The following is a 12,969-nucleotide window of genomic DNA, read 5'->3' on the forward strand; positions in this document are numbered from 1 at the left end:
GTTTTTTCAAAGCTACCGCAAATCAAGTAACTTTACCGAAAAAAAGAACGATGAAGGCCCGGTTTATTCGAACGCTATGGCTTTAAGCACGCGTTCGTTTTAGCCGAATCCTTCTTCCAACTACCCGAGTCACCGCTCAGGCATCCTATGTATAAAACCACCGAAATTACCTCCGCCGAAATTGCATCCGACAATCCCGTTCATCAACGGTTGTTGTTTCCGTACGTCGAAGCCGCCAGAATCGTGCGCGGCAAGGTGCTGGAAATCGGTTGCGGTTGGGGACGCGGACTCGAATTACTAACCAAAGCGGCTGACCACTACACCGGCATCGACAAAAATGAGGAGTTGATTCAATCGCTCCGTCAGGAATATCCACAATCTACGTTTATTCAGGCCAATATCCCCCCATTGAGCGGATTAGCCGACAACAGCTTCGATTATATTGTCACCTTTCAGGTTATCGAACACATTCAGAATGATGACCTCTTCATTAAAGAAGCGTTCCGGGTTCTGAAACCGGGTGGAACGCTGCTGCTGACCACTGTCAACCGCCTGTTTTCGCTCACCCGCAATCCGTGGCACGTGCGCGAGTACACCGCCGACGAGTTGAAAAAATTGATGCTGCGGTATTTTCCAAAAGTCGACACCCAAGGCATTCACGGCAACGGAAAAGTGATGACGTACTACGAGCAGAACAAGAAATCGGTCGAGAAAATTACGCGCTACGATGTGCTGAACCTACAACACCGTCTACCCCGCTGGATGCTTCAGGTGCCGTATGATCTATTGAACCGGCTGAATCGCAATAAATTACTGGAACAGGACGGTTTGGCCGCCGAGATTCAGTACACAGATTATGAACTGACCAACACACCCGCCGGAAGTCTGGACTTCTTTTATCTGGCCCGGAAATAAGTTTCGCCCCCCACCCCCTAAAGGGGGCTTTCAAAAACCGAATGCAAAAAGCCCCCTTTAGGGGGTGGGGGGCGAAACCGCTACTCCTTCCCAGCCCTATTAGATTCCTTGATCGCCTGTCCGATTTCATCCCATTGTTCGGGGGTCACGCTTTCGAGGTGATTGAACTCCCCCGCCGACAGCACTTCCCCGCCGTCGATGGTAATGCACTCGCCGGTGATGTACGCCGAATAATCGGACAGTAAATAAGCCGCGACGTTCGCCAGTTCCTGGTGTTCGCCCACCCGTTTGAGCGGGATGCGGCTAATGGGATCCATCATCTTAACCAGCGGTTCGGGAAAAAGCCGGTCCCACGCCCCTTTGGTGGGAAAAGGGCCGGGCGCAATCGCATTCAGGCGTATCCCGTATTTTGCCCACTCAGCCGCCAGCGATTTGACCAGGATCAAAGCACCCCCTTTGGCGACGGCAGAGGGAACAACGTAACCGGAACCCGTTGTGGCATAAGTCGTTGAGATATTCAAAACCGTTCCCGGAATCTTGTTCTCTATCCAATATTTCCCCACCGCCAGCGTGAAATAATACGTCCCGCGCAACACGATATCGACCACTACATCGAACGCTTTATAAGATAAGCGTTCGGTTGGGCTGATAAAATTTCCGGCGGAATTGTTCAGCAGCGCGTCAATCCGCCCGAAACGTTCGACGGTTTGGGCAATCACCTGCTCGATTTCCAGCGGTTTGCGCACGTCACAGGCCAGCGGCAACACCTGCCCGCCCGTTTCGTCCATCAATTCAGCGGCAGTGGCTTCCAGAACGGGTAATTTTCGGCTACAAATCACTACGTTTGCGCCCAGTTGCAGAAAATACCGGGACATTGATTTCCCCAACCCTGTACCTCCGCCCGTAACAATAATTGTTTTATCTTTCAACGCGCCTTCGCGCAGCATGCCTTCCGCTTTGATCATAATTAGTTGGACAGTTTAAGGTCTACCATGTCGGTTTAGCGTTTCAGAAGGGACGCATCAGGAATGAGCGTCCGGGCCTGCAAACCTACACGTTAAACTATAAACCAACATTACTTATTTTAGCGCATAAACCAAAACCGTATGCATCCCGAAACACTCGCCATCTACCAAAACCGGATGGCCGACGCCAACGCCGGAGCTGTCGTCCCCCCTATTTCGCTCAGCACCACTTTCGAACGGGAGGCCGATGGCTCGTTCCCGCACGGACATATTTACAGTCGGGCCAGCAACCCAAATCGCGACCTGCTCGAAACCGCCCTGGCCCAACTGGAAGGCGGTTTTGCCGGACTGGCTTTCAGTTCGGGACAGGCCGCCACGATGACACTGCTGCTGGCCCTCCGACCAGGTGATCACGTCATTCTCGGCGATGATGCCTACCACGGAACCCCGGCCCTGCTCGAAGAACTTTTTCATCCCTGGGGGCTGACCTACACCCGCGTCGATTTTACGGATCTGGAAGCCATTCGCAGTTCCATCCACGAAAACACCAGCCTGATCTGGATCGAAACACCCTCCAATCCATTGTTGAAAATTGCTGATATTCGGGCGATTGCCGATCTGGCGCACCAGGCCGGGGCTTGGTGTGCCTGCGACAATACGTGGGCAACGCCGATTCTGCAACGCCCGCTCGATCTGGGCTGCGATGTGGTAATGCATTCCACGACCAAGTACATCGGCGGCCACAGCGACGTGTTGAGTGGCGCGTTGATTTTTAGGGAAGACGGTGATTTCTACCAGCGCGTTCGGCGGTATCAAACCCTGGGCGGTGCCGTGGCGGCTCCGTTTGATTGCTGGATGCTGTTACGTGGCATCAAAACCCTGCCCACCCGGGTGAAGGCGCAATCGGCGACGGCTTTGCAACTGGCGCAGTTCCTGCACCAGCATCCCGCCGTTGAAGCGGTTCATTATCCGGGTCTGGAAAGTCATCCGGGCCACGCCATCGCGCAGAAACAGATGACGCAGTTTGGGGCCATGCTGTCAGTTCAGATCAAAGGCGGTTCCGACGCAGCCATGACGGTGGCAGCTCGCGTCCAGCTTTTCACCCGCGCCACCAGTCTCGGCGGAATCGAAAGCCTGATCGAACACCGGGCGTCGGTGGAAGGCCCCAATACGACGACACCCCAGAATTTATTACGGATTTCGGTTGGTCTTGAACACGCCGACGATTTGATCGCCGATCTGGAACAGGCGTTGAATGCAATGACTTAAACCGTTATCTGGTGCTTTTTTAAATGGGTCAACTGTTCACTCAGCGTCCAGAGCTTCGTGGCGTTGAACCGGCTTTGAGCAGCTTCACTGGGCAGCTTGGGGCGGTTTTTGGCAAAATACAAACCCGTCACTTTGTCCACTTCGGCCGACGAGGCCAGGTAAATACCGGTTCTGGCCCCTTCTTCCGGGCTGATGAAAAAAGGACGCGCCAGGTTAAAAAGCAGACCTTTCAGGTTGCTGTAATTCTGGGCAAAATTGGTTTTCACCACACCGGGGTGCAGGCTGTTGGACGTGATACCGTCATCGGCCAGACGTTCGGCTAATTCGTTGGCAAAGAGAATATTACACAGCTTCGAGGCTCCGTAAGCCTTCATGCCTTCGTACTGCCGTGGTTGGGCCAGTTCATCGATTATGAAACCCCGGTCCCAGCGGTGCGCTTCGGAAGAGACCGTAATGACGCGGGAATTGGTTCCTTTCCGAAGCAGGTCTATCAACAGGTTGGTCAGCAGAAACGGACCCAGGTGGTTGGTGGCAAAGGTTAGCTCGATGCCTTCGGGCGTATATTGTTCTTTCTCAATGTATAAACCGGCGTTGTTGATCAAAACATCCAGTCGGTCGAATCGGTCGATGACTTCCCGGGCGGCCTGAATCACCGACGACTGGCTGGCCAGATCGCACCAGAGCAGATCGACATACCCGGTTTTGCTGACGCTCTTAATCTCCTGACGAACGGGCCGGGCCTTTTCCAGATTCCGGCAAAGCATGATGATATTGAAACCTTTTTTAGCTAATTCTAATGCGGTTATTCTCCCGATGCCAGAATTGGCACCAGTAATCAGACACGTTCGGGACTGCATGGTGGTTTGTTTGGGTTACTTCTCCTGTAAACCGCTGAGGAAGGAAGAAGTTTTGGGAATGGGGTAATAACGAATATTGAATGTTGAATAACGAATAACGAAGTGATGCCTCCTCGCTGGTCAGCGTCCCTTCTTTCGATATTCAATATTCGTTATTCAGTGTTCGACATTTACTTTAATAATAAATGTAAAATGGTGAATATCAAATGTAAAAGTTAGAAGAACCAGCCACTTTTACATTTAATATTCACCATTTTACATTTATAATTCCTTATTTCACAACCGCCTGCTCGCGTTTGAACAACTCGACCAGCGTATCAACGGCGTAATCGACTTCTTCGACGGTATTGTATTTGCTGAACGAAAACCGGATGGCTCCCCGTTCGGCATCGTTGTGGGGCAGGGCCGAAAGCACGTGTGAGCCAAGGTTAGAACCACTGGTGCAGGCGCTGCCGCCCGAGGCCGAGATGCCCGCAATGTCGAGGTTGAACAGCAGCATATCGCTCATTTCGGACGATGGCAGACCGACGTTCAAAACCGTATACAAACTTTCGGAAAGACTGGCCGACAGCCCGTTGAACGATACGCCCTCCAGCCGTTCGCGCAGTTGACCAATCATGCGGCTTTTCAGACTTTCGATATACTGCCGGTGGCTTTCCATCTCGGCATACGCAATTTCCAGCGCTTTGGCCAGCCCCACAATCCCGTAGACATTTTCGGTTCCGCCCCGCATGTTGCGCTCCTGCGAACCGCCGTGAATAAACGGATGAATCGGGCCGCGACCGGATTTGGTATGGGCATTGACATATAGAAAACCGACGCCTTTGGGGCCGTGGAATTTATGGGCGGCTCCGACGATGAAATCAACCGGAAGCTGTTGTAAATCATGCCGGTAATGCCCCATCGTCTGCACCGTATCGGAATGAAAAACCGCTTTGTGTTCCTGACAAAGATGGCCTACGGTTTCCAGATCGAGCAGGTTGCCGATCTCGTTGTTGCCGTGCATCAGCGACACGAGGGTGTTGGGATGCGCCAGGAGCAACTCTTCCAGATGCGCCAGATTGATGCGTCCCTCCTCATCTACTTCCACCAGATTCAGCTTGACCGCGCCCTGCTTATGCAGATGTTCGAGCGTGTGCAAAACCGCGTGGTGTTCGAGTGGCGATGTGATGGCGTGCGTCAGTCCATAGGTTTCGATGGAACTGCGGATGGCGGTATTGTCGGCTTCGGTGCCGCCGGAGGTAAAGAATATTTCGGCCGGGGATGTGTTGAGCAGCGTAGCGACGGTTTTCCGGGCCCGCTCGATGGCCGTCCGGACTTTCCGTCCGTGGGAATGAATCGAAGAAGGATTGCCGAATTCCTCAGTCATGAGCGGAAGCATGGCTTCCAGCACCTCCGGGTCGAGTCGGGTGGTGGCGGCATTGTCAAAGTAAGCGCGCATTGTGATGTTGTGTAATACACCACAAAGGTACGAAATTAGAAATTGCCCCCAACCGTGCGACGGACCGTCGCACGGTTGGGGGCAATTTCGATTATAACTTGGCGGCAATCACCTCTTTAATGTCTGAAATGATTTTATTGGCCAGGTAATCTGCCGTTGAAAGCGTATCGGATTCGGAATAAATCCGGATGATGGGCTCGGTATTGGATTTGCGCAGATGCACCCACTCTTTGTCAAATTCGATCTTGACGCCGTCGATGGTATTGATGGGATTTTTGGCATATTTGGCCTTGATCCGGTCCAGCACCGCGTCGACGTTGATGTCGGGCGTCAGTTCAATTTTGTTTTTGGAAATGTAATAATTTGGATACGTCCGGCGCAGCATCGAAGCCGATTTGCCAAATTTGGCCAGGTGCGTCAGGAAAAGGGCAATGCCCACCAGCGCATCACGACCCAAATGCAAGTCGGGATAGATAATACCGCCGTTGCCTTCGCCCCCAATGGCCGCGTCGACTTCCTTCATCATTTCCACCACATTGACTTCACCAACCGCCGAAGCCGAGTGTTTGCCGCCGTATTTCTGCGTCACATCGCGCAGGGCCACCGTCGACGACAGGTTCGAAACCGTATTGCCCGGTTTTTGATCCGCCGACCGGTTTTTCAGCACATAATCCGCCACGGCTACCAGCGTATATTCTTCGCCAAACGGAGAACCGTCTTCGCAAATGAGCGCCAGCCGGTCGACATCCGGATCGACCACAATGCCGAGGTCGTATTCATTTTTCTCAATTTCGACGATGATGTCGCGCAGATTTTCGGGCAGCGGTTCCGGATTGTGGGCAAACTGTCCCGTGGGTTCGCAGTGCAGTCGTTGAATCGACTCCACGCCCAGGGCCTCCAGCAACATCGGCACGACAATTCCGCCGGTTGAATTAACAGCGTCGACGATAAGCCTGAATTTTCGGGCCGCAATGGCTTCCTTGTCCACGAGCGGCAGGGCCAGAATGGCGTCGATGTGCTTCTGGAGCCAGGATTCGTCGGTTCGGTAAGAACCTAACTTTTTGACGTCCACAAAGTCGAATGATTCTGAATCGGCCATTGCCAGTACATCGGTGCCGTTTTCTTCGGAAATAAATTCCCCTTTTTCGTTCAGCAATTTGAGTGCATTCCACTGAATCGGGTTGTGGCTGGCCGTCAGGATAATCCCCCCGGCGGCTTTCTCACCCGTTACGGCCAGTTCAACCGTCGGTGTAGTCGATAAACCCAGATCGATCACATTCAGCCCCAGCCCCTGCAGGGTGGCGGCTACCAGTTTTGAAACCATTTCACCCGACAACCGACCATCCCGCCCAATCACGACTGTGCGGTTATCGGGATGGCGTTGCCGTACCCACTGTCCGTACGCTGCTGCAAACTTCACTACATCCAGGGGAGTAAGGCCATCGCCACTACGCCCACCAATGGTTCCACGAATTCCGGAAATTGACTTTATTAATGCCACGTTGAAAGAAATAATGAATATACTGAATGGTTTACGTACAAATGGTTTTATTTATTGAACGGCTTGATTATTAAATGATTACTCAGTAGTAACGAATGTATAATCCTTTTAACCATCCACCCATTTCCAACCACTCAGCCATTGAAACAAAGATAACTCCTTTTTCCGATCCTCAGTCTATTCCGTTCCGGTTATCGAAACGGTAGTCGTCATGGTCGAGCGGGCGGGCCCCCGAAAGATACCGGCTAAAGGTGCGAGCCGATCGTGGAAAAAGGAAGCTGCCAGAAAAACATGGTGATTGATGACCACCGAGCCTTCTGTCGGATCGAAACCGCGCCAGCCTGCACCGGGCAAATACACTTCGGCCCAGGCGTGTAGCTCGTGGTCCTGCTGCGGATTTCCGTACAGATATCCACTGACAAACCGGGCGGCCAGTCCAATGCTCCGACAGGCCGCAATGTACAGCACGGCATAGTCACGGCAGGAGCCTTTGCGCGAGATCAGCGTCATCTCGGCGGACGTCGCCGGTCCTTCATCGCGGGTTTCATACACAAAATTATTGCAGATCGTTGTGCAGAGGTGCGACAGAAACGGTACGGTTTGCCATTTGGCTTCCGACGCGATCTGCCGGGCATACTGCTCAACGAGCGTGGTAACGGCGGTTCGTTCGAGATACGGTTCCAGCATTTTCCGGTCGGCGTCCGAGTAATTGAACGGAATGCGCTGCGTTTCGAACGGAAAAAGAAAAAAGTCGTAGGCGTTGTACAGATCCGATTCAATTTCGGTTTCGGCCCTCACGACCAGCGAATCGGTCTGGCTGGTGAAATAGATTACCTGCTGCGTGTTTCCTTCGATATCGACATTGCTGACCAGCTTGCTGGGCAGCGGATCAATATGCAATTCGTAGCTATTTAACCGTTGGTGCGGGTAAATTTTGGGGTATAAATACAGCGTATGCGGTTCCAGAAATACCGCTGCGGAGTAGTCATACCGGAGTTCATGCCTTACCCGAAGTTTCATTGGTGCGTAGAGGTGGTTAACGCGTGGCTTTCCGAATTACAGGATTTTGTCAAATATGGGATTCATCCAGGCCGTTGGGAGTTTACGAACTGAATTGTTCAGTAACGCACTCCACTGGTTCGACACGCCTTCCATATCTTCCTTTTCGAGTCGGTGCTCGGTCAGATGAAAACTATCTTTCGCGTAGACCACCACATCGAGCGGGTAATCCACGTCGTTGGCGCTGACCCGCGTGGCATCGAACGCCAGAAAACCCATTTTCAGAGCATCCTGCAGGGAGGATTCGTAAGTCAGATTCCGGTACAACAGCGGTTTTCCATAACCCGAATTACCGATGATTTTGAACGGAGAACCGTGGTCGACTTCCACCCAGTTTCCCTCCGGATAGAGCAGAAAAAGTTTGTGTTCTTCGTCGTCTTCCAGTTGCCCGCCCACGATGGCGTTCAGGTTAAAGTGCATGCCCGATGCTTCCAGCGCGGCTTTATCTTCAATGGCCACGCGCCGGACCTGCTCACCAAAGGCATTCACCGCCTTATACAGTTTGTTGAAAGACCGGTCTTTCTCCCCAATCACCTCCCGAAAGTAGGTGATGGCCTTGTCGCGGACGGAGCGCAGACCGGAGGTCATGATAAACAGAGAGTGATTTTCCAGTTCGTGAACCGAAATCTTACGATTACTCGAAACTTCGGAGCCGGAGGTCAGTCGGGTGTCGGCAATGGCGACTAAGCCGGAGGCTACTTTGATACCTAAACAATACGTCATTGAATCAGTAAACTACAAGCTATGGCGAATGGCAAATATACACGTTTCCGAAATTTGCCCCCCGATTTAAACCGCTTTTTACAAAAACAACTCGTTTTTGTTTTGACAAGGCGGTAAAAAACAGCAAAAGATCTGGTCTGAATTAAAATTTGCCGGACTTTAAAAAAGGGTTTGTTACTTGCATATCGGATGCGGTACGGGCACTTTGCCGGGCCGCAATAACCGAAAACAATCCCTGCAAAACGAATAAATATGAAAAAAGAATCGCTTGCTGATGCGCCCAAATACCGGTTCTGGAAACAACAGGCCGAAAACAACGGACTGATCATCAATAAAATAGATGAGTTTTACATCCGCCGACGCCACAACGGTGAGGTGCTTTTCGCGATGCTGGAAGTGGATGCCAACACGCCGGAAGGCGACAAAATACCGCCCGCACTGTTTCTGAAAGGGCATGCAGCCTCGGTGCTGGTGTGTCTGATCGACCAGGAAACGAAAGACAAATACGTGGTGCTGGTGCGCCAACGGCGGATCTGCGACGGCTCGCACACCTACGAACACCCGGCGGGCATGGTCGACGCGGCCGATGACCCACAGGAGGTGGCCGCCCGCGAGGTGGGCGAAGAAATCGGTCTGGACGTCAAACCGGAAGAGTTGACCAGACTCAACAACCGGCTCTGGTTTCCCAGCACCGGCACCAGCGACGAAGCCATGCACTATTTCTTCGTGGAGCGCGAACTGCCGCGCCAGCAAATCATGGATTTTCACCACAAGGACATGGGCGTGGCCTCCGAATTTGAACGCATCACCACCGCCGTGACGACCCTGCCCGAAGCCCACAAGCTCATCACCAACATCAACGGGCTGCTGATTCACTTTTTATACCTGCACGCGGTGGGTGATTATGACACCATGAAGTTGCTGTAAGTGAGGGAGAAAGGTGCCAACGCACCCAAAAAAAGGGGCAAATGAATAAAAAAGAAAAAGCCGGGCTTGCGAAAAAGGCGTAACAATCACTATATTTGCAACCCGAAACGGGCAGTAGCCCGCGAATGGACCCGTAGTTCAATGGATAGAATTTCGGTTTCCGGTACCGACGATAGGGGTTCGAATCCCTTCGGGTTCACGAACTAGTATAAAAACCGCCAAATTAGCTCAATTTGGCGGTTTTTTTGTTTCACAGATATTTCCTAAAACTTGATCCATTTTACGGGATCAAGTGCAAAAGTTGTGGAGGGCGTAGGATTTTTTGGATCAAGTGCAAAAGTTGTGGAGGGCGTAGGATTTTTTTAGGTTTGTGTTTTTAATCAAACCTGACCGTCTTGGAGAGTTTCTTACCTTTAGTCGAATACCTGTTACCTGATTTTATCGTAGCCTATTATGAACTGACCCGTGTCGAGAAGTCTTCGGATCTGCTTCATGTTTATCTGGAAGAGAAAAACTACCCGGAGTCCGATCCCGCTAAAGCATTTCTTTTATCGAAGGGTTTCTTACCTGAAATTACCATCCAGGACTTCCCCATCCGTGATAAACGGGTTTTTCTTCATATTAAACGTCGTCGCTGGCCACCGTGGCGCGGCTCAATACCCAGACCGGTCACATCCAGCAAAGAGATTGGTCACAGGTAGCAGAGGGAACGCGAATGACGAAAGAATTCGCGCTTTTTTTAAACCAGCTTGACGGATTTATCCCCCCACAGTACCAATAGCCTGGGTCGTTTATATGGCGTTGACGGAAAACGTTTGTCCCGCCAGTATCGGACCCATTTGAGCCATTTTCAGAACTGGTCCCAGCTAAAACATGCTAAACAGTGGCTGTTATATCCCCAAAATATAGGAACGCATTTGTCAATTGATGAGACTAGCCTTTCGCATGGCGAGTTATATACGATTCTGACCAATAAAGCAGCCAAAGGCCAAAAGGGCAGTATTGTAGCCATTATCGCCGGTACAAAAGCGGAAACCGTGATCGCTATTCTCCGGAAAATCCCCGAAAAGCTCCGCAAAAAGGTGACCGAAATCACCCTGGATATGGCGGGCAATATGAGCCTGATCGCCAAAAAAAGCTTTCCACGCGCCACTCAGGTCACCGACCGGTTTCATGTTCAGCAATTAGCCCTGGAAGCCGTCCAGGAGATGCGTGTCCAGTACCGGTGGGAAGCTCTGGATGCCGAAAATGCAGCCCTTGAACAAGCCAAATCAGCTCAAAACACGTATGAGCCGGAGCTGCTTTCCAATGGCGATACGCTCAAACAATTGCTGGCCCGCAGTCGGTATGTGCTCTATAAAAAACCGGGTGATTGGACTGAAAGCCAACGGGAACGGGCTGAACTGCTCTTTGATCGTTATCCTGCTCTAAAACAAGCCTATGAACTGAGTCAAAGCCTAAGCCACATTTTTGAGAACACCACCGACAAACTCTATGGCTTGGCCCGCCTAGCCAAATGGCATGAAAAGGTCCGGCAATGCGGTTTTAAGGCTTTCAACACCGTGGCCCGTTCGATTCAAAATCACTATGACACGATCCTGAACTACTTTGACAACCGCAGCACGAATGCCTCGGCCGAATCTTTCAATGCCAAAATCAAAGCGTTCCGAGCTCAGTTCAGAGGGGTAAGAAACGTTGAATTCTTTCTTTATCGATTAACGCAGTTATATGCTTAATCCAACTTGATCCACAACTTTTGTAATTGATCCATTTTACGTCGGTCAAAAGGTATCGTATTGTCCCTGCCTGCACAAGCCCCTCAACAACAAAGCCCAGGCGCTCATCGAATCAAAAAAAGGGTTATTGCTGGATTGTATGAGTGATCAGAAAATGAATGATCACCTGAAGGAGATCGCTATGCGGACGAATGTGGAGAAAAATCTAACGATGCACGTCGGCCGCCATACGTTTGCAACTCGACTCCTGTCGAAAGGAGGTAAACTGGAGCGGTTGAAAGAGCTACTGGGGCATTTGAAGATTGAAAGCACCATGATATACGGGAGTGCTCGCTGAACTGTGTCAGTGGGTTTAATCAAAGCGATGTGGCTGAATTCGTTCAGTAAATATAATAGAAACTTGGGCTAAGATCTCCTTCCAATTATACGTGGTGGTTTCCCACTTGATTTGCAGATTTTGAATCACCAAATACACCAGTTTTTGTAAAGCGATATCGGAGGGAAAAGCCCCTTTCGTTTTGGTTACGTTACGCAATTGACGATGGTAGCCTTCAACTGTATTGGTCGTATACATGACCTTGCGGATAGCCGCCGGATAGTCAAAGTAAGGCGAAAGTAACTCCCACTTGTCCAACCAAGGCTGAATGGCTTGTGGATAACGCTGCCCCCAGGTTTCCTGTACCAGCAATAATTGCTCCATAGCTTGCTCACGATCCGATGCCTGGTATACCCCCTTAATATCTTTAACAAAGCTCTTGAGGTATTTGTCAGGGATAAACCGAAAGGAATTACGGAGTTGATGGACAATGCAGAGTTGAACGGTGGCGGCTGGAAAAACGGTTGCAATAGCCGTATCAAACCCTTTGAGCCCATCCACACAGGTGATCAGCATGTCTTCGACCCCGCGCTGCTTAAGGTCAGTTAGCACTGAGAGCCAAAACTTGGCCGATTCACTCTCCGCTGTGTAAATCCCTAGTACCTGCTTACGACCCGCTAAACTCAGTCCAATGACGCTGTATAGGACGCGGGTCACGACCCGGCCTTCATGACGAACTTTGTAGTAGATACCATCCAACCAGACCAATACATACAAGCTCTCCAAAGGTCGATTTTGCCACTCCCGCATGGCCGGGATTACTTTGTCGGTAATGGCTGTTAACTCGCTGTCGGATAGCGAGTAGCCATACATCTCTGAAAGATGTTGGCTGATATCCGCGTAGCTGCTACCCATTCCGTAGAGCGAGAGAATTTTCTGTTCCAGTTGTGGAGTCAGTACAACTTGCCGTTTAGGGACTAATTGGGGCTGATAACTACCGGTGCGGTCTCGGGGCGTTTGCAAGTCCAGCAAACCAGCACTGCTTTTTACTTTTTTGCTGGTTTTACCATTGCGTCGATTTTGCTCAGGCAGACGAGTTTGAACCAGATGGTGGCTCATTTCGCCTTCTAAAGCTGATTCGAGGAAGTGTTTAAGTAAAGGGGCAAACAGCCCACCTTCGCCTGTTAAGGGTTTGCCTTCGTAAAGGCCTTTGATAGCGGCCTGTTTGAAGGCCTCGAAATCGAAGTCGTTGTTCATGAT

The 12,969-nt window shown here is 51.1% G+C and carries 13 protein-coding genes and 1 tRNA gene; 7 read left to right on the forward strand and 7 right to left on the reverse strand.

All coding sequences use genetic code 11. The features are described 5' to 3' along the window. Positions 1-147: 147 nt before the first annotated feature. Positions 148-915, forward strand: a complete 768-nt coding sequence (locus tag ACO064_RS02340) for a class I SAM-dependent methyltransferase (protein WP_421825808.1) — start codon at positions 148-150, stop codon at positions 913-915. 80 nt (positions 916-995) lie between these two features. Here ACO064_RS02340 and ACO064_RS02345 read toward each other — a convergent pair whose 3' ends face one another. Next, positions 996-1,880: an SDR family oxidoreductase gene (locus ACO064_RS02345; RefSeq protein ID WP_421825809.1), complete on the reverse strand. Its 885-nt coding sequence runs from the start codon at positions 1,878-1,880 to the stop codon at positions 996-998. Between the two features lie 141 nt (positions 1,881-2,021). Between ACO064_RS02345 and ACO064_RS02350 the strand changes: the two genes are divergently transcribed. Then, complete coding sequence (locus tag ACO064_RS02350) at positions 2,022-3,149, forward strand: trans-sulfuration enzyme family protein (RefSeq protein WP_421825810.1); 1,128 nt, start codon at positions 2,022-2,024, stop codon at positions 3,147-3,149. Here the strand turns inward: ACO064_RS02350 and ACO064_RS02355 are convergent. The 5 genes from ACO064_RS02355 to ACO064_RS02375 all read right to left on the reverse strand — a co-directional run bounded on the left by ACO064_RS02355 (position 3,146) and on the right by ACO064_RS02375 (position 8,730). Continuing rightward, a complete protein-coding gene (locus ACO064_RS02355; RefSeq protein WP_421825811.1) occupies positions 3,146-4,006 on the reverse strand; it encodes an SDR family oxidoreductase in 861 nt (286 codons plus the stop codon). The genes ACO064_RS02350 and ACO064_RS02355 overlap by 4 nt on opposite strands. Positions 4,007-4,277: 271 nt before the next feature. Next, the gene (locus ACO064_RS02360; protein ID WP_421825812.1) at positions 4,278-5,447 is read right to left on the reverse strand and encodes a cysteine desulfurase family protein; all 1,170 of its coding nucleotides are present in this window, start codon (positions 5,445-5,447) and stop codon (positions 4,278-4,280) included. A gap of 91 nt (positions 5,448-5,538) precedes the next feature. After that, complete coding sequence (glmM, locus tag ACO064_RS02365; protein ID WP_421825813.1) at positions 5,539-6,948, reverse strand: phosphoglucosamine mutase; 1,410 nt, start codon at positions 6,946-6,948, stop codon at positions 5,539-5,541. Between the two features lie 177 nt (positions 6,949-7,125). Continuing rightward, positions 7,126-7,968: a transglutaminase family protein gene (locus tag ACO064_RS02370; protein WP_421825814.1), complete on the reverse strand. Its 843-nt coding sequence runs from the start codon at positions 7,966-7,968 to the stop codon at positions 7,126-7,128. 36 nt (positions 7,969-8,004) lie between these two features. After that, the gene (locus ACO064_RS02375) at positions 8,005-8,730 is read right to left on the reverse strand and encodes a peptidase (protein WP_114406081.1); all 726 of its coding nucleotides are present in this window, start codon (positions 8,728-8,730) and stop codon (positions 8,005-8,007) included. A 252-nt stretch (positions 8,731-8,982) separates the two neighbouring features. On the opposite strand from ACO064_RS02375, the gene ACO064_RS02380 reads away from it, so the two are divergent. The 5 genes from ACO064_RS02380 to ACO064_RS02400 all read left to right on the forward strand — a co-directional run bounded on the left by ACO064_RS02380 (position 8,983) and on the right by ACO064_RS02400 (position 11,730). Further along, positions 8,983-9,657 carry an NUDIX hydrolase gene (locus ACO064_RS02380; RefSeq protein WP_421825815.1) on the forward strand — a complete coding sequence of 225 codons (675 nt, stop codon included), beginning with the start codon at positions 8,983-8,985 and terminating at the stop codon, positions 9,655-9,657. 127 nt (positions 9,658-9,784) lie between these two features. Beyond that, positions 9,785-9,856 (forward strand) — tRNA-Arg (locus ACO064_RS02385). Positions 9,857-10,052: 196 nt separating this feature from the next. Next, complete coding sequence (locus ACO064_RS02390; protein WP_421825547.1) at positions 10,053-10,358, forward strand: ISAon1 family transposase N-terminal region protein; 306 nt, start codon at positions 10,053-10,055, stop codon at positions 10,356-10,358. 48 nt (positions 10,359-10,406) lie between these two features. Further along, a complete protein-coding gene (locus ACO064_RS02395; RefSeq protein WP_421825679.1) occupies positions 10,407-11,393 on the forward strand; it encodes an ISAon1 family transposase in 987 nt (328 codons plus the stop codon). Between the two features lie 139 nt (positions 11,394-11,532). Continuing rightward, positions 11,533-11,730 carry a tyrosine-type recombinase/integrase gene (locus ACO064_RS02400; RefSeq protein ID WP_421825816.1) on the forward strand — a complete coding sequence of 66 codons (198 nt, stop codon included), beginning with the start codon at positions 11,533-11,535 and terminating at the stop codon, positions 11,728-11,730. A gap of 15 nt (positions 11,731-11,745) precedes the next feature. Here ACO064_RS02400 and ACO064_RS02405 read toward each other — a convergent pair whose 3' ends face one another. Then, positions 11,746-12,966 (reverse strand): IS256 family transposase, encoded by a 1,221-nt coding sequence (locus ACO064_RS02405; RefSeq protein WP_114410211.1) that lies wholly within the window; start codon positions 12,964-12,966, stop codon positions 11,746-11,748. Between the last annotated feature and the right edge of the window lie 3 nt (positions 12,967-12,969).

Source organism: Larkinella sp. (assembly GCF_965227735.1).
Taxonomy (GTDB): domain Bacteria; phylum Bacteroidota; class Bacteroidia; order Cytophagales; family Spirosomataceae; genus Larkinella.